This window comes from Lysinibacillus sp. NPDC094403, from assembly GCF_050278745.1.
GTDB lineage: Bacteria > Bacillota > Bacilli > Bacillales_A > Planococcaceae > Lysinibacillus.
In genome coordinates this window covers 19,401-36,633 of sequence record NZ_JBNNTL010000005.1, presented here as the reverse complement: position 1 = coordinate 36,633, position 17,233 = coordinate 19,401, and the positions used below count along the sequence as shown (strand labels likewise).

The window sequence follows — 17,233 nt, the reverse complement described above, 5'->3', positions numbered from 1 at the left end:
TAAAGGATTATCTGTCCATATGATCAAATATCTACATCATTTTGGACAGATAATTATCTTAACATTGAACTAATATCTAATTTTCCTTGGCATCAATTCGCTACTTAGTAGGAACTGTATGCTACATAAGTAAAATAAACGGTTCATCACTGAAAGATGGAGATGACATTTTGTGAAAACATATGTCATGAGGATAAATCAATCTAAAGTTATGGTGATGAGCTAAATAAATTTTGGAGGAATAAAATATATGGCAACAAGAACACATGCTAGTAACGAGCTTTCAGAAGCATTACAAGGCGAAAAAGTCGTATTAAAAGGTTGGGTACAACGTCGTCGCGACCTAGGTGGTTTAATTTTCATTGATTTACGTGACCGCACTGGAATCACACAAGTAGTGTTTAGCCCTGATGTAGCAGAGGCACATGCTTTAGCCGATAAAGTGCGTAGTGAGTACGTAATTGAAGTGGAAGGGACAGTTATTCTTCGTGCAGAAGATCAAATCAACCCAAATGTTCCAAACGGCAAAATTGAGGTAGAAGCAACAAAATTAATCGTTATTAATACAGCTAAAACAACACCATTCCAAATCGAAGATCGCACGGACGTATCCGAAGATTTGCGTTTAAAATATCGTTATCTTGACCTGCGTCGTCCTGCTATGTTTGACACATTCAAAATGCGTTCAGATGTTACTCGTACAATTCGCAACTTCTTACAAAACGAAGGCTTTTTAGAAGTAGAGACGCCAATTTTAACAAAATCAACTCCAGAAGGTGCTCGTGATTATTTAGTACCATCACGTGTTCATGAAGGTGAATTTTATGCATTACCACAATCACCTCAGCTATTTAAACAATTATTAATGGTGGCTGGTTTCGAGAAGTACTTCCAAATCGCACGTTGTTTCCGTGATGAAGACTTACGAGCTGACCGTCAGCCAGAGTTTACACAAGTTGATATTGAAACAAGCTTCTTAACTCAAGAAGAAGTTTTAGAAATGAATGAACGCTTAATCCAGGCTGTTATGAAAGAAGTAAAAGGTATTGATATTCCTGCTCCATTCCAACGAATGAAATATCAAGAAGCTATGGATCGTTACGGTTCAGATAAACCAGACGTACGTTTCGGTTTAGAGCTAGTTGCATTAAACGATATTTTTGACGGCTGTGATTTCAAAGTATTTGCTGATACAGTAGCACAAGGTAAGCAAGTAAAGAGTATCAACATTAAAGGTGCAGCAGATAAATACTCTCGTAAAGACATGGATGAACTAACAAAATTTGTTGGTATTTATGGAGCAAAAGGTCTTGCTTGGTTAAAAGTTACTGAAGAAGGCTTGAACGGACCAATTGCAAAATTCTTTGACGACGCATTAGCTGCGGCATTAATCGAACGTATGAAAGCTGAAGTGGGCGATATTTTAGTATTCGTAGCTGATAAAGCGCCTGTTGTAGCTGCATCTCTAGGTGCACTTCGTACGAAATTAGGTCAAGATTTAGGCTTAATCGATGAATCACAATTTGCATTCTTATGGATTACGGATTGGCCATTATTTGAGTACTCTGAGGAAGATGGCCGTTACTATGCAGCGCATCACCCATTCACACGTCCTTTTGATGAAGATATTCAGTTAATGGACACTGATCCTGCAGCAGTCCGTGCACAAGCTTACGATATCGTATTAAACGGCTATGAGCTTGGTGGAGGTTCATTACGTATTTATGAGCGCGATTTACAAGAAAAAATGTTTAAATTACTTGGTTTCTCAGAAGAAGAAGCTAAAGAACAATTTGGTTTCTTATTAGAAGCATTTGAATATGGTGTACCACCACATGGAGGTCTTGCATTTGGTCTTGACCGCTTCGTAATGCTACTTGCTGGTCGCACTAACTTACGTGACACAATTGCCTTTCCAAAAACAGCTAGTGCTAGCTGCTTAATGACAGAGGCACCGAGCGGAGTATCTCCTGATCAATTGAGTGAGTTAAGCCTAGCAATCAAACCATTCAGAAAATAATTAGTATTTCTAAATACCTGGATTCTCTAGCAAAAACTGTTGGGAATCTAGGTATTTTTTGCGTTTTCGCAAGAATTTGGATTTTTTAAAAGAAAAGAGTTTGAATTATCAGAAAAATAGTGTTATTATAACTGTAATACGAATCCTGATGTGTTTGTCTAATTGCCAGCTCTACTTAACAGTTTTGACCGAACATTTTAGAATCGGGAGCCTTCATTTTGTAGTCGCAAACAAGCCCCATGCGGAGCGGGACGTTTAAAGCTGCAAAGCGGGCACCCCCCTGCAAATTGCGGGTTCAAAACGAATGTTTCTTGGCATAACGGCACAACCGGGATTCGTCATACATAATTAATAAGCACAAAAGGAGCATTGAAGTAGCTCCTTTTTTTAGTGCAAGTAATTGGTTTATTCAAAAAGACAACTTTTGAAGAGGATTTAACCTAATCCAATAAGGTGTTCTTAGGAATCTTCCATTTCTAAGAGACGCGAAGTTAGAATAGTTTAATAGTTTGTAAATCAAGTGTTGTAGAAAGAATTTAGAAAATACTAAAAAATCGCTTTTTATTTTCGGGAAAGTATCATATAATTGGTATAGACAACTATACCGAATTTAAAGGTTGCTTATTAGCTTCAGTCAAGCTCCTCAAAAAACGCTTAGGGGGTGATCTATTGAAAAATACGCTTTTAATTTCCAATGTTACGATAGTCAATCATGATGAAGTACCATTTAAGGGTGACATATTCATTGATAATGGAAGGATTATTAAAAAAAATCATAACTTATCTGATGAGGCTGAGCATTATATAGATGGCAAAGATAAAAGTTGGTTATTGCTACCTGGCTATATTGATATGCACATACATGGCTCTGCAGGGCATGATGTGATGGATGCTACGCAATTTGCATTACATCAAATGGCACGCTCTTTAGTACAGGAAGGCGTTACAGGCTTCCTTGCTACTACAATGACGCAATCTATAGAAGCAATTGAAAGCGCTTTAGCTAATGTTGCTCAATTTGAAAATAATGATGATGAGGCAAGCTTATTAGGTATACACATAGAGGGGCCATACGTATCGAAAAAACGGGCAGGCGCACAGCCAATAGAGCACATTATTTTACCGTCTATTGAGCAATTTGCATTCTGGCAAAAAATAAGTAAGCAACGCATTAAACAAGTCACAATTGCACCTGAGGTAGATGGAGGCTTTACATTTATTGAATCGTTAAAGGATTTACATGTTATTGCTTCCATTGGACATTCTGACGCATCATTTGAAGAGGTGGGTAAGGCTGTTGAATTGGGAGTAAGGCAGGCTACACATTTATATAACCAAATGAGCCCTTTTCATCATCGCAATCCAGGTGTCGTTGGTGCAGTACTTTTAGAGAATCAAGTGAAAGCTGAAATTATCGCAGATTTTGTGCATAGTCATCCTCAAGCTGTAAAACTAGCGTATCGTTTTAAAGGGGCAGAGGGTATTATCTTAATTACCGATGCGATGCGGGCAAAAGGCTTGCATTACGGTGATTATGATTTAGCTGGTCAAACCGTTCATGTTTCTAAGGATGGAGCTCATTTATCTAATGGCGCTTTAGCTGGTAGTGTATTAACGATGGAGCAGGCAGTAAAAAATATGAAAGCAATCACCAATTGCTCATTGCAGGAAGTTGTCGCAATGTCCTCTACAAATGCTGCTAAGCAATTACATCTTGCAACTAAAGGTCGTATTGCAGAAGGCTATGATGCAGATTTTGTTTTACTGGATGAAAATTTAGATGTACAAAAAACTATTTGTCGAGGTAAAGTTGTATTTGAGAAATGAAAGTAAAGAGGAGATAAGGATGGTGCAAGACTTGTTAGATAAAAATTCTCATATACCTATCTATATACAAATAGAAGAGATAATAAAACAACGTATTTATTTAGAAGAATACAAAATCGGTGAAAATATACCTTCTGAGCGAGAGCTTTCTACGCAGTTTGTTGTTAGTAGAATGACTGTTCGTCAATCAATCACAAATTTAGTCAATAGTGGATTGTTGTATCGTGAAAAAGGCAGAGGTACATATGTCGCTAATCCAAAATTAGAACAACCACTAAAAGGATTAACAAGTTTCACAGAGGATATGCGGGCTAGGGGGATGGAACCAAGCAGTAAAGTTTTACGCTTTGAGAAAATCGTGCCACCAGTCGATGTTGCTGGAGATTTAATGTTAGAGCAGGAAGAAGAGGTATTCTATGTTGTACGAATTCGTAGTGCAGATTCCAAGCCAATGGCAATCGAAAGAACGTATATTCCAGTAAAAGTATACCCAGAATTAGATGAAAAGAAAATAATGGGGTCATTATATGCGTTAATTGAAGCCAAATTTCATCAAAAAATTGGAAATGCTGTTCAGCAAATGGAGGCAGCTATTGTTTCAAAAGAAGATGGTAAATTCCTACAAATTAATCATACTGCACCTGTGCTAATTATTAAACGTACAAGTTATTTATCTGATGGAGTTCCATTTGAGCTTGTGAGAAGTACTTATCGAGCTGATCGATACAAATTCATTAGTGAAATTAAAAGGTGATCCTATGGATGCATATTTTCTAGAAATACAAAAGCTGATGCAGGTTGTAAAGGAACAAGAATATGCCCAAATAAAAGAAGCCGCACAAATAATTGTGCAAAGGCTTCAACGGGGAGGAATTGTCCAATTATTTGGTTGTGGCCATTCTCACCTTTTAGCACAGGACGCATTTTATCGTGCGGGAGGACTTGTACCTGTACGTCCTATAATTATTGAACCTTTAACATTACATGCAGGAGCAATGACATCATCAAATAACGAGAAGGACCCGACTATAATTGACAAGTATAAAGATCATTTTGATTTTCATGAAAATGATGTTTGCATTGTCATTTCAACATCTGGGAGAAATCAAGCACCTATAGATGTAGCACTTTTAGCGAAAGAAACAGGGGTTCTTGTTATGTCTCTGCAATCTCTTGCTTATTGTGAACAGACGTCACGTCATCAAAGTGGACAGCGCTTAGAGGATGTAGTAGATATAGTTATCGATACGCATACACCAATAGGAGATGGTTTGCTGCATCTCAATGAAATGCAGTATGCACCAGCCTCTACAGTTGTTGGTTCAATTATTTTAAATGTATTATTCAGTGAAGTCATTGAGATCATGGCCATATCTGAAGAAGTATTACCAGTTTTTAAAAGTAATAATGTTGACTCGGATTCGTCTCATAATGATGCTATTATTGCCTATTATCAACATCGAATTAACTTTAAATAACGGGGGGGATATCTATGAAGAAAATATATAAAATAACAGCGCAGGAGGGACTACATGCTAGACCCGCAGCTTTACTTGTAACTGCAGTCACACCATTTGAGTGTGACGTTCAGTTAACCTATAAAGAGAAATCGGTCAATTTAAAATCAATTATGGGTGTTATGGCACAAGGAGTAGCACCCGGAAGCATTGTAGAAATTTCAGCAGATGGGCCAGATGCTGAAAAGCTTTTTCAAACAGTAACAGAAGTAATTGTTTCTAAAGGAATTGGAGAGGAATGCTAGAAATAAAAGGCATTGTTGTATCTCAGGGGAGAACTATAAAGATTCAAGGTAGTTATTAAGTTTATTTTAAGATGTCGGAATCTTCAGTTTTAAAAGGAGGTGATTTTGCATATGGAAATAAAAATAATTCCACCAGAAGATTATAAGCAGGTACATCAATTAAGAGATTATTGTTTCCCTAATAAGTATACTGGTGCACGCCGCGATGATTTTCACTATTGGGTTGAACATAGCACAACATTAGGTGCTTACGATGAACATAAAGTAGTCGGTCAGTTATTAATATTGCCACTTAATATGACAATTCATGGAGAAAATTATGAAATGGGTGGAATTGGCTTTGTTGCAACCTATCCTGAGTATCGGCAGCAAGGGATTATCAAAAAGCTGATGACAGAGGCACTTAAGAAAATGCGAGAAAATGGGCAAAGCATTTCTGTGTTAGCACCATTTTCTGTATCCTTTTATCGTTACTTTGGCTGGGAATTATTTTTTGAGAAGCTATATTACACCATTCCACAATTGATGTTTCCTTTTTTCGGAAAGCAGCTAGACGTAGTAAAACGTATGAGCTTTGAATGGCCAGAACGTGATCTTTTTCAGACGATTAAGGATTTCTATAATGCACAGGCACTCTTCAATAATGGAAGTATGCTACGAGATGATGCTTGGTGGAAAAGAATAGAGAGAAGGATGCCTGATAGTCATTTTGCGGCATATTTTAAGTCTGATAAAATTGCAGGCTATATTCGTTATACCATTCAGGATCAGACGTTTGAGATTCATGATTTTATAGCTGAGGATTTACTTGCAGAACAAGCAATTTGGCGTTTTATAACGTCGCATGCGGCGAGTGTAAGTAGCATTAAGGGAGTTACTTCTAACGATCATAAATTTGGCTTCTATTTTAAAGAACCACAGTTTAAAAAGGAAGTCATTCAGGATGTGATGGTAAGAATAGTAGACGTTTTGAGGTTTATGCAACATTATCCTTGGGGCCATATTCAGGAACCGTTATATATTCAAATTGAAGATGCATTTAGTAGTTGGAATGAGCACATATATAAAATAAATAAAAGTGGAGATGTCTCAATAATTGAGACAAATTCTATCTCAGAAGTGCATATGTTAACATTACCAATTAATCTTTTTTCAGCGATGTTGGTTGGCTATCTTTCAGTAAAGGACGCGGTCTTGTATGCAAATAAACAAGTGGCTGAAGAGATAATTAATCGATGGCAGTTAGCGGTACCCTCTAATAAACCAACATTCTATGAATACTTTTAAGTATCGGAGTGTCATTTGTTGAAAAGTAGATATGAATGTAGAAATTTTTTTGATCTTTTTTCTGGACTATACCAGTTAGGTGAATCCATTCAGCAGTCTATAACAGAGTTATAGCCCAATTTTTAAAGTCTTTTTGCAAGGTAAGAAATGGTGTAAAAAGTATATTGTGGTATATACCAATTAATGCTATTCTCATCATAAGAAAGCGGTTTCATAGTTAAAAAATCATAAAAATAAAAGATAGTTAGAAAGACGAACTTAATCATGAAAAGGAGTGTTTTGATGAAAAACATTATGCTAGTGTGCGTGGCTGGAATGAGTACTAGTTTGCTAGTGTCAAAGATGCAAAAAGCTGCACAAGAACAAAACATTGAGGCAGATATTTATGCGATCGCTGAAAGTGAGGTTGACAAAATACTAGCTACTAAAATGGCAGATGTGCTGCTACTGGGTCCACAAGTCCGCTACTTAAAAGGGACATTTGAAAAAAAATACAAGGACATGGGATTTCCTATTGATGTTATTAACATGATGGATTATGGCATGATGAATGGCGAAAATGTTTTAAAGCAGGCGTTAACGTTGATAGGTTAAGGGGGATACGGCAATGGAAGAAACAGTTTTGATGGAATCCATTATGGGATTGATTGTGCATAGTGGTAATACGAGAAGTGAGTGTATGGAGGCTATCCAGCTAGCAAAAAATGGACAGATTCAGGAAGCGAAGGAAAAAATACAGTTAGCTAATGATGCATTGATTGAAGCGCATCATTCGCAGACAGCTCTACTGTCACAAGAGGCAAGGGGAGAAAAAGTAGAAGTGTCAATGCTGTTAATTCACGCGCAGGATCATTTAATGAATGCTATTACGTTTCGTGATTTAGCGACTGAAATGATTGAGTTGTATGAACGAATCAAAGGGGAGTAGCATCAAGTTTTGATGTCACATTAAAAAGCAAAGGGAGTGTGCGAAATGTTCCGTTTTTTAGAAGAAAAATTTGTGCCGGTTGCTGCTAAAGTAGGGAATCAGCGTCATTTAGTTGCCATTCGAGATGGTTTTATTACGATTATGCCATTAACAATTGTTGGATCTCTTGCGATTCTTGTAAATAATTTACCTATCAAATTCTATCAAAATGCACTCGATGCCATCTGGAAACATGAAACTTGGACACAGTGGGGCGGCAATGTTTGGGGAGCAACATTTGGAATCATCTCTCTGTTATTAGCCTTTTCCGTAGCCTATCATTTGACAAAAAGCTATGACAAGGATGCGTTATCTGGTGGTGTAATAGGTCTTGCGAGTTATATGACATTCGGCACGTTTGGAGAAGGTGGTTTAACAGGATTAACAACGGGTACTGGAGGAATATTTGTTGCGCTCATTGCAGCTTTGATTTCTGCCGAAATATTCTCACATTTATCTGGGAATCCTAAGCTTTTAATTAAAATGCCAGCAGGTGTGCCGGCTGCAGTTTCAAAGTCATTTGCTGCATTATTACCAGCTATTATTACGATTGGCTTACTAGCATTAGTACGTACAATCATTTCTGCCGGATTTAATATTCCAGATATTATTGGAACGTTTTATTTATCAATTCAAGAGCCGTTTATGGGATTAACAAATACATGGGTAGCAGGCCTTATTTTAGCGTTTATTCCAACATTCTTATGGTCTTTCGGTATTCATGGGGCAAATATTATTGAGCCATTTATGCAATCTATTAACTTACAAGCAATAGATGCTAACGTTGCAGCTATTTCAGCTGGAAAAACTGCGCCTTATATCATTAATAAACCATTCTTTGATGCATTTATCAATATGGGTGGTTCAGGTACAACAATTGCCTTAATTATTGCTATATTCATCATTGCAAGAAAGAATAAACAGTATAATACAGTCGGTAAACTATCAGCAGCGCCAGGATTGTTTAATATTAATGAACCGTTGCTATTCGGTTTACCAATTGTCCTTAATCCGATTTTATTTATGCCATTTATCTTAACACCAATGGTGAATGTCACAATCGCCTTTTTTGCAACAAAATGGGGATTAGTACCTGCAGCAACGATTGCAGTTCCATGGACTATGCCGCCAATTCTTAATGGATTCTTAGTAACACAATCATGGCGAGGTGCTGTTCTCAGTATCGTCTTAATTTTAGTTGCGATATGTATTTACCTACCATTCTTATCAATGGCAAACCGTATGGCAAAGCAGAATGAACAGCGAGCTATTGAAGCAGAGTCTCAAAACGAACAGCATGTTACAGAATTAGAAAATCAAAAAGTAGAAGTGTAATTGTGAACTAACGGAGGTATTTGAATTGAGAAGATTAGGGATTTCACTTTATCCTCAGCATAGTACACTAGAAGATATGAAGCGGTATGTTCAGCTCGCTCATGACAATGGTTTTGATCGAATATTTACATGTCTTATGTCATTGAATAACGATCAAGAACGACAAAAATTACAGCAAATAAACAAATTTGCGCAGCAGCTTGGCTTTGAAATTTCAGCTGATATTGCACCAGCTGTTTTTGAAGATTTAGGCTTAACGTTTAAAGATATTGCTTACTTTAAGGAACATTATCATTTAGCGGCATTGCGCTTAGATATGGGCTTTTCAGGCCAAGAAGAAGCGTTTATGTCCCTCGATGCTAGTAATCTAAAAATAGAGTTGAATATTAGTAACGGTACTAAATATGTAGAAAACATATTATCCTACCAACCGAATAAAGATAATATTATTGGCTGTCATAATTTTTATCCGAGACGATTCACAGGTCTATCACGTCAACATTTTTTACAGGCATCTCAACAATTTAAAGCTAATCATATTCGAACAGCAGCAATGATTTCATCACAGCATGCGATGTTTGGACCTTGGGAAGAAACCGAGCATGGCTTGCCAACATTAGAAGAGCATCGTCATCTGCCAATTACTGTGCAAGCGAAGGATTTATGGCACACTGGTTTAATCGATGATTGTATAATCGGTAATATGTATGCTTCTGAGGAAGAAATACGTGCATTAGGCCAATTAAATCGACATAAGCTAGAGCTGAAAGTTGAGCAGTCTGTTGAAACGTCTATTTTAGAAGAAGCCATCCTTTTTAAGGAGCCACATTTTAATCGTGGAGATGTTTCAGATTATGTGATCCGTAGTACGCAATCTCGTGTTAAATATAAAAATGGTGACTTCCCTGCACACGATAGCCATCCGTTAAAATTGGGAGATGTGACAATCGATAATAATTTAGATGTGCGTTATAAGGGTGAGCTCCAAATTGTTTTAAAGGAAATGCCGAATGCCGGATCAACCAATGTTGTTGCAAGAGTTGTAGAAGAAGAGCAATTCTTATTAGCGCATATTCGGCCATGGGCATCATTTGGCTTTACGAAATGATTACAGAAGAAGGGATTAAGCCATTAGTTGAAAGTGCTTAATCCCTTGTTTTATGGTTCATCACAAAACGTGTGGTTGATTTCCGTTCCGACTGGGCGCTTTTATCGCTGCCGCTTCGCTTTCGCGCAGAAAACATTTGTTGCTGTCGCTTCGCTTTCGCACAGATAAAACATTTGCCGCTGCCGCTTCGCTTTCGCGCAGAGCAGAGCTTCCTGGGGGCGTCCGATGAGCCGCTTCGTTGTTGCTGTCGCTTCGCTTTCGCACAGATAAAACATTTGCTGTCGCTACGTTAGCACTACGCTTTCGCACAGAAAACATCCGCTTCGCTGCAGGGTCTCGGGCCAACACGATGTTGGTCACGAAGGCGTTATCACAGGACGTGATGATTTTAGCCTTCGTTCCTCTATTCGCTGATCCCCAAGGAGTCGCCCAGCCTCCACTCCAATCAACTTATTTGCATAGTAGACGTTTTAACAAAAGTCATACAGAACTTTTGATGATGAAAACCAATATTTTCTGTAGTAACAACTACAAATAAGACAGGGTGAAATGGATTGAAAAGAAAGGAGCAAAGAGATATGTATGTATTAGCGATTGATGGTGGTGGAACGAAAACGTCAGCAGTGATTTGTGATGAACTTGGCAATGTTTATGCTAAAGTAGTAACGACTCGGAGTAACCCAACAGCTATGGGTATTCAATATTTTAAGTCAACAATTCATGATATATTACTAAATTTGCAACATCAAAATCCGCAAGTATTTGCAGCCCTAGATAGTTGTTTTGCTGGCATGGCTGGAGTTAAGGAGCTACAGGCAGAAGAAGTTGTAGAATCGATAGTACGTCAATACGTTCCTAAAACAGCACATGTGATTGTTGATAATGATGCTCTAATTGCACTTTATGCAGGCACACTTGGGCAGGCAGGTATTGTGCAAATTGCAGGGACAGGCGCTATTACAATGGGTTACGATCGTGAGCAACATTTTCATAGAGTAGGGGGCTGGGGTTATCTTTTTGATGATGAGGGCAGTGGCTATGATTTAGGAGTTCAAGTGCTGAAGGCTATTTTTCAAAGTTATGATGGGAGAGGCAACTCAACAGCTTTGACAGATGTTGTATTGCGTTATTTCTCTGTGGAAAATGTACCACAATTAATAGAGTTTATATATGGAGAGGAGCATCCTCGGACAGTGATTGCACCGTTAAGTAAACATGTATTTGATGTTGCTGAAAAAGGAGATGACGTTGCCAGTCGAATCATTGAAGATGCTTGTGAAAAATATTATGTGGCAATTAAAGCATGCTACTCTCATATGAAGTGGGAACAAGCGGATGTACCTGTCGTGTTAGCAGGCGGCGTCTTTACAAACGAAGCCTATTTTATGGCGAAATTACAGCAATTTGCACAAGCTGACGAGATACCATTGCAATTTATGGCACCAGTCTTACAACCGATTGGCGGGGCAGTAATTGCAGCCTTCAAGCAAAAAAACGTCCAGCTCGGTCCAAATTTTGCGGAATGTTTCTCCAAAAATTATGAACAGGAATGAAAGTGATAAGACTATAGGCAATTGGATTACGCTTTATTCAATTGCCTAAACAAACATATAGATTTTTATGGGCTCAATTCAAACTTTACATACTAAAAAAGTATTTGATTAGGAATACTTATTTTTTTTAGTTATAATTTTTACTTGATGAATATCGTGATAAAATGTAAGATAGGTTTGATTTTATCTTAGTATTTAACTAGGTTTACTAATAAAGTAATCAGTGGGAGGCTTTATCCACCGCTGATCACCAATCGGGCTTTTACAGGCAGTTTATCTCCTACCTAACTTCTTTTGAGGTGGGAGTCTTGTACCTGACGTATCGCTTTCGGTATAGATAAATTACTGCCCGTTAAAGCGTGATAAAAATTCAATAGATGGAGAGTGTAAGGATGTTACATCAATTTTCACGTAACGAGCTCGCAATAGGAACAGAGGGACTCGAAAAATTAAAAAATACAACGGTAGCGATTCTTGGTGTAGGTGGTGTAGGTTCATTTGCTGCTGAGGCATGTGCACGAAGTGGTATTGGCCGCATTATTTTGGTAGATAAGGATAATGTAGATATTACAAATGTGAATCGTCAATTAGTTGCTTATATTTCAACAGTCGGTAAATCTAAGTCGGGTGTCATGAAAGAGCGTATTGCTGATATTAATCCAGAATGTGAAGTAATTGATATGCATATGTTTTACACGGAGGAAACATATGAGGAATTTTTCGCACAAGGCATAGATTATGTCATTGATGCAAGTGACACAGTGATGTATAAAATTCATATTATGAAGGAATGTCTAAAGCGCAATATACCAATTATATCTAGTATGGGTGCAGCCAACAAAATGGATCCAACTCGTTTCAAAATTGCGGATATTTCTAAAACGCATACGGACCCATTGGCTAAAATAATTCGTACGAAATTACGCAAGGATGGTATTCATAAAGGAGTAACGGTTGTGTTCTCAGATGAGAGTCCTATTGTAGTTCGTCCAGATGTCGTGGAGCATGTCGGAAAACCAGATGCAGCTATCCGTAAGGCAAAAATGCCTCCATCTTCCAACGCCTTTGTTCCTTCAGTGGCAGGTTTAATTGCTGCAAGCTGGGTAGTGAATACCATCTTAAAAGATATAAAAATTACACGTGTACAAGGCTAAACAACTGTTAAAATCTGTTATGTCGATAAATTTAAAAAGTTGAGAGATAACTTTAAAATTTTCATCGATAAACTCAAATAATTTATCGATAAAAATAAAAAGTGCCCAAACGGCACGAAAATCACCCTCAGTTATGGTGATGAGCTATATTATGGAAGTGGCTGTCTCAATTTAAGACAGCTGCTTTTTCTATGTTACAATAGGAGAGTTGTAAAAAGGGGTCTACGATTTTTGTTAGGGTATCTATACAATTTAAGATGGAGAGATAGTCGCCTGAGTGTTTGGGCAGCTTCACATTATGGCTCCTTCAACATTTGCTGTAGAACCTATTAAAGGAGACGTTTAATGATGGAGCACATCTACCAAATGGAATATAGGGGCTTAAATCTATTCGATGAAATTAGCACTGTAGAATTAGCTATAGATGAAGAAGGACAAACAATACACATCTTTGATGTTGGACAGGTTGTTAGTCCTATTTTTAATTTTGATGTTTCGGCTTACGAGCTATCAGATGGTTTTTATAGAATGGCGGATATACTTCGGCATAAATGTATTTTGACAAATCAACAGCCAGGTAGTGAACTAACGCTTAGTGAGTGGTTAATTACAAACACTGCCTATTTTTATATACCACAAAAAAGAATAAAAAAATATGCACAAGGAAGTATTATAGAAATTGTTGATCGAACGAAAGAGCAATCTTTATTTGATTATTATGTACAAAGAATATAATTTTACCAAAATTGTTCTTCTTACGTGCTCAAAATGCTAATAATTCACGAAATTGTCTTATTTTTTTCATGTGACCACTTCTTTATTTGGTTTATTGCTATAATTTGAATAATTCCAATAGATAATAAATCAGTTTGTTTGGAATGTACAGGACTGCTTTAGGGAGTAGAAATGACGTTTAGAAAACAAATGACAACATGGGAGAGTGGTAAAATGGAAATTCAAGTAATTCGTGATCATTTAGATATTGTAAAACTTCAAGAGAAAATGAATGATATTGTATTTGACTATTTGGATACATCTAATAATTATCCAAAAGCTATGAGAGAGCTAAAGCCTTTATATATACAAGTTACAACCTTCTATAAAGAGTATATTGACAATAGGGCGGGTGAATTACCAAGTGCCAATACATATTGGCATTTGTTTATAGATTGTTGTGCAAAGCTTTGCTATTTTTTAGCGGCATCAACTTATTATTCAACTAATGAGTTACAAAAAACACCTGAAAAAGTTGAACAATTACTAACGATTTCTGCTTATTCTTTACCTAGCATTGACCAGGAAGAGAATGAACAATTATTATCGGCAATTTTTGCACTTTATAGTGAAATCGTAAAGGATGAAGAGAAAACAGCATCACTACGAAATGCAGTACTTGAACAAAAAGGTGCAGTCAAACAATGCTTGCAACAATTTAAAGTATTTGTTGAAAATGAAATTACTCGATAATTTCTAGTAGTGATTTATTATCACTTTCATATAATAGAATAAAATAACAATCTAGAATCTGCTACTTTTTGCGGTTGATCCACCAATCCTTACAACACTCTGTTTTGTGAGGGGGGTCAGTTCTTAAAGTTTTGCAGATTTTTTTAATGTTAGTAGATTATTGAGAGTAGACTATTGTAGTAGTATTAAAATTTTGTTGTAAGGAAATAAAAAAAGGACTTTTTTCTTTAAAGGTATTTATAAATTTTTGTCGAAATATAGTTAAAAAATTGAAAATATATGTGAGATTTATTAAAACGATGTATAAATGTTGATTGGGGTGCCAATCACAACTTAATTCAACCCTACCTTACTGTGATGATCAAGGTTTATTTCATGCTGTAAGAATTTATTGGAAGGGGGCTAGGCAATGTTAATAAACGGTATCGAAATCGATTTGACGAAATTAGAAAAACCACTCCTATTAGTAAGTGAGGATGAGGAACTATTATTTCTGCAGCTTTTACAACCAATACTTGAACATGAGCATATCCAATGTCAATTAGCTCTCTCGACAAGAAAATCTATCTCATTAGTTAGGGATTTTTGGTTGGCTATGTATAAAGATCGAGAAAAATTATATATCAACAGTGGACATGCTCTCCTGTATCCAATTCGTTTAATCATATTCGAAGTGGTGACACAAGCGGAATACTTTAAACGTTTATCGAAAAAATCTTTTGGAGATGAATGTCTGTCACTTATTTATGCCATTGTCCTATTACAATTTGTCTTGCGGTGGATAAAGGAACGGTTTAGTGATAACGAGGAAGTTTATGAGGGATTAAAATTATTATATAGAACTACAGATGATAGTGTAGATGATCAATCCTCCCCGTCAAGGGAGCAATCGATTGGTCAAGCAATTGCTGTAAAAGCAATTCGTTTTGAAGTAAGGGAGAACTCACAGGAATTTGCTAGTCTACTCTATCAAACCTATAATTTTCTTCATGATATAGAAAATGGGGAAGAAGAAAAAGAAACGACTAGATTACCATCAATGAGAAATGTGGGAGATACATTGAACCTATTTTACGATAAGTGCTATACAACAAATGAGGTAACCGTTACAGGCTGATTGCTTAGCAGTTTGCCTGTTTTTTTATAGGATATTAAATCAATGAAATAAAAAGGCTAATAATTCATCATTGAACATTAAGAAAAAATAAAAGTAAAAAAATAAGGCGCTTCTTGTTAAAATTGAAGTGCCCTATTTTCATGAAAAGTCATTTTAAAATGTTTTTCAGTAACTTAGTCAAATAAAGATATTACTTTTCATTCTTATGAAATGATTTTAGCCTTTCGTAGATTCCGGCCATTCTTTTTTCTTCACCAGCAATGACAGGCTTGTAAAATTCAGTTCCCACAAGCTCATCGGGTAAATATTGCTGGTCGACCCATCCACCAAATGTTCCTACAGGACTGTTGTGGGGATATTGATAGCCTACATGACCTAAATCTTTAGCCCCTTCATAATGAGCATCGCGTAGATGATGTGGTATATCGCCTGTTTTCCCTTCATGGATGCTAGCAATTGCTGCATCAATGGCTACAATTGCAGAATTGGATTTGGATGCTAGACACATTTCAATAACAACACTTGCAAGCGGAATACGCGCCTCTGGTAACCCTAAACGCTCTGCCGCTTGTACAGCCGCAAGCATATGCGGTCCTACATCAGGATTGGCAAGGCCTATATCCTCATAAGCCATAACAAGTAAGCGTCGACTAACAGCTACCAAATCACCTGTTTCCAATAAATGAGCTAAATAATACAATGCTGCATTCGTATCACTTCCACGAACAGATTTTTGCAACGCAGATAGTAAATTATAAAAATTGGATCCTTTTTTATCACCATAAACGCCAATTCTACCGATAAGATGTTCAATGATATGATCAGCAGCAATTGTTTGACCGTCCACTTCATCACTTGCATAATAAATCGATTCAAGCAAAGTCAATGCCTTCCGTGCGTCTCCATTAGCTGCTCCAGCAATTTGCTCTATTTGATTATCTGTTAATGCAAAATGATATTTACCAAGCCCGCGTTTTTCATTAGAAAGTGCTTTTTTTATAAGCTCGTTTATATTTTCTCTCGTTAAACGTTTTAGTTGATATATTTCCCCGCAACGTGAACGGATAGCGGGATTTACATCATGGTACGGATTTTCCGTCGTAGCTCCAATTAACACGATTGAGCCGTTTTCAACATGTGGCAACAAAGCATCCTGCTGTAATTTATTAAAACGATGAATTTCATCCAAAAAAAGAAGAACTTTCCCTGAGATTCTAGCTTCCTGTACAATATCCTCGACGTCCTTTTTACCAGCACGAGTAGCATTGAGCGCGAAAAAGGGGAGCTTTGTACTTCCTGCTATGGCATTCGCTATTGACGTTTTGCCGATTCCTGGCTCACCATACAGCAACATGGATGGAATATGTTCATTTTGAATCATTTTATAAAGAGCTGTATTAGGACCGATAAAATCTTGGTGCCCTACAATCTCATCAAGGGTTAAAGGACGCATACGATAAGCAAGTGGTTCATTATGCATTAAAAATTTCCCCTTTCAACAGTTTTCAAAGATTTTTGATTTCTAAATGTTTTTTGTGTTTATAATGAAGCGTTATTTGTATTTTGCCTAACTATACTAAGGCATAATTAATAGTATATCATAACCTCCCGAGAGTATTTCCGAGTTCTTCGAGAG

At 36.9% G+C, this 17,233-nt stretch carries 16 protein-coding genes and 1 other RNA gene; 16 read left to right on the top strand and 1 reads right to left on the bottom strand.

Features of this window, described 5'->3' with window-relative positions; translation table 11 throughout:
* The first annotated feature begins 250 nt into the window (after nt 1-250).
* The 16 genes from aspS (at nt 251) to ACQKMV_RS10020 (ending at nt 15,597) form a co-directional block, all read left to right on the top strand.
* Nucleotides 251-2,020 (top strand): aspartate--tRNA ligase, encoded by a 1,770-nt coding sequence (gene aspS, locus ACQKMV_RS10095; RefSeq protein WP_427503736.1) that lies wholly within the window; start codon nt 251-253, stop codon nt 2,018-2,020.
* A gap of 139 nt (nt 2,021-2,159) precedes the next feature.
* Nucleotides 2,160-2,359, top strand: a non-coding RNA gene (ssrS, locus tag ACQKMV_RS10090) — 6S RNA.
* 330 nt (nt 2,360-2,689) lie between these two features.
* Nucleotides 2,690-3,847, top strand: a complete 1,158-nt coding sequence (gene nagA, locus ACQKMV_RS10085; RefSeq protein ID WP_427503735.1) for an N-acetylglucosamine-6-phosphate deacetylase — start codon at nt 2,690-2,692, stop codon at nt 3,845-3,847.
* 31 nt (nt 3,848-3,878) lie between these two features.
* The gene (locus ACQKMV_RS10080) at nt 3,879-4,601 is read left to right on the top strand and encodes a GntR family transcriptional regulator (RefSeq protein ID WP_427503965.1); all 723 of its coding nucleotides are present in this window, start codon (nt 3,879-3,881) and stop codon (nt 4,599-4,601) included.
* A 4-nt stretch (nt 4,602-4,605) separates the two neighbouring features.
* Nucleotides 4,606-5,325 carry a sugar isomerase domain-containing protein gene (locus ACQKMV_RS10075; protein WP_427503734.1) on the top strand — a complete coding sequence of 240 codons (720 nt, stop codon included), beginning with the start codon at nt 4,606-4,608 and terminating at the stop codon, nt 5,323-5,325.
* Between the two features lie 14 nt (nt 5,326-5,339).
* Nucleotides 5,340-5,609, top strand: coding sequence for an HPr family phosphocarrier protein (locus ACQKMV_RS10070; RefSeq protein WP_427503732.1), 270 nt, complete (start codon nt 5,340-5,342; stop codon nt 5,607-5,609).
* A 111-nt stretch (nt 5,610-5,720) separates the two neighbouring features.
* Nucleotides 5,721-6,896 carry a GNAT family N-acetyltransferase gene (locus ACQKMV_RS10065; RefSeq protein ID WP_427503731.1) on the top strand — a complete coding sequence of 392 codons (1,176 nt, stop codon included), beginning with the start codon at nt 5,721-5,723 and terminating at the stop codon, nt 6,894-6,896.
* 282 nt (nt 6,897-7,178) lie between these two features.
* Nucleotides 7,179-7,490, top strand: a complete 312-nt coding sequence (locus ACQKMV_RS10060; protein WP_427503729.1) for a PTS sugar transporter subunit IIB — start codon at nt 7,179-7,181, stop codon at nt 7,488-7,490.
* 13 nt (nt 7,491-7,503) lie between these two features.
* Nucleotides 7,504-7,824, top strand: coding sequence for a PTS lactose/cellobiose transporter subunit IIA (locus ACQKMV_RS10055; protein ID WP_049667708.1), 321 nt, complete (start codon nt 7,504-7,506; stop codon nt 7,822-7,824).
* 45 nt (nt 7,825-7,869) lie between these two features.
* Nucleotides 7,870-9,198 carry a PTS sugar transporter subunit IIC gene (locus tag ACQKMV_RS10050; protein WP_427503727.1) on the top strand — a complete coding sequence of 443 codons (1,329 nt, stop codon included), beginning with the start codon at nt 7,870-7,872 and terminating at the stop codon, nt 9,196-9,198.
* Between the two features lie 25 nt (nt 9,199-9,223).
* Nucleotides 9,224-10,306, top strand: a complete 1,083-nt coding sequence (locus ACQKMV_RS10045) for a DUF871 domain-containing protein (RefSeq protein ID WP_427503726.1) — start codon at nt 9,224-9,226, stop codon at nt 10,304-10,306.
* Between the two features lie 554 nt (nt 10,307-10,860).
* Entirely contained in the window at nt 10,861-11,859 is a 999-nt protein-coding gene (locus ACQKMV_RS10040; RefSeq protein ID WP_427503725.1) for an N-acetylglucosamine kinase, read from the top strand.
* Between the two features lie 392 nt (nt 11,860-12,251).
* Nucleotides 12,252-13,013: a tRNA threonylcarbamoyladenosine dehydratase gene (locus ACQKMV_RS10035; RefSeq protein WP_427423322.1), complete on the top strand. Its 762-nt coding sequence runs from the start codon at nt 12,252-12,254 to the stop codon at nt 13,011-13,013.
* 345 nt (nt 13,014-13,358) lie between these two features.
* The gene (locus tag ACQKMV_RS10030) at nt 13,359-13,748 is read left to right on the top strand and encodes a hypothetical protein (protein ID WP_427503724.1); all 390 of its coding nucleotides are present in this window, start codon (nt 13,359-13,361) and stop codon (nt 13,746-13,748) included.
* Nucleotides 13,749-13,961: 213 nt separating this feature from the next.
* The gene (locus tag ACQKMV_RS10025; protein ID WP_427503723.1) at nt 13,962-14,480 is read left to right on the top strand and encodes a hypothetical protein; all 519 of its coding nucleotides are present in this window, start codon (nt 13,962-13,964) and stop codon (nt 14,478-14,480) included.
* Between the two features lie 409 nt (nt 14,481-14,889).
* Nucleotides 14,890-15,597, top strand: a complete 708-nt coding sequence (locus ACQKMV_RS10020; RefSeq protein ID WP_427503722.1) for a hypothetical protein — start codon at nt 14,890-14,892, stop codon at nt 15,595-15,597.
* Nucleotides 15,598-15,787: 190 nt separating this feature from the next.
* Here ACQKMV_RS10020 and ACQKMV_RS10015 read toward each other — a convergent pair whose 3' ends face one another.
* On the bottom strand, nt 15,788-17,077 hold the full coding sequence (locus ACQKMV_RS10015; RefSeq protein WP_427503720.1) for a replication-associated recombination protein A: 1,290 nt from the start codon (nt 17,075-17,077) through the stop codon (nt 15,788-15,790).
* Nucleotides 17,078-17,233: the final 156 nt, after the last annotated feature.

Excerpts from the sequence above, each read along its gene's own strand:
- aspS (WP_427503736.1), top strand. The coding sequence starts at position 251 with ATGGCAACAAGAACACATGCTAGTAACGAGCTTTCAGAAGCATTACAA.
- ACQKMV_RS10075 (WP_427503734.1), top strand. The coding sequence starts at position 4,606 with ATGGATGCATATTTTCTAGAAATACAAAAGCTGATGCAGGTTGTAAAG.
- ACQKMV_RS10070 (WP_427503732.1), top strand. The coding sequence starts at position 5,340 with ATGAAGAAAATATATAAAATAACAGCGCAGGAGGGACTACATGCTAGA.
- ACQKMV_RS10065 (WP_427503731.1), top strand. The coding sequence starts at position 5,721 with ATGGAAATAAAAATAATTCCACCAGAAGATTATAAGCAGGTACATCAA.
- ACQKMV_RS10060 (WP_427503729.1), top strand. The coding sequence starts at position 7,179 with ATGAAAAACATTATGCTAGTGTGCGTGGCTGGAATGAGTACTAGTTTG.
- ACQKMV_RS10055 (WP_049667708.1), top strand. The coding sequence starts at position 7,504 with ATGGAAGAAACAGTTTTGATGGAATCCATTATGGGATTGATTGTGCAT.
- ACQKMV_RS10050 (WP_427503727.1), top strand. The coding sequence starts at position 7,870 with ATGTTCCGTTTTTTAGAAGAAAAATTTGTGCCGGTTGCTGCTAAAGTA.
- ACQKMV_RS10035 (WP_427423322.1), top strand. The coding sequence starts at position 12,252 with ATGTTACATCAATTTTCACGTAACGAGCTCGCAATAGGAACAGAGGGA.
- ACQKMV_RS10030 (WP_427503724.1), top strand. The coding sequence starts at position 13,359 with ATGATGGAGCACATCTACCAAATGGAATATAGGGGCTTAAATCTATTC.
- ACQKMV_RS10025 (WP_427503723.1), top strand. The coding sequence starts at position 13,962 with ATGGAAATTCAAGTAATTCGTGATCATTTAGATATTGTAAAACTTCAA.
- ACQKMV_RS10020 (WP_427503722.1), top strand. The coding sequence starts at position 14,890 with ATGTTAATAAACGGTATCGAAATCGATTTGACGAAATTAGAAAAACCA.
- ACQKMV_RS10015 (WP_427503720.1), bottom strand. The coding sequence starts at position 17,077 with ATGCATAATGAACCACTTGCTTATCGTATGCGTCCTTTAACCCTTGAT.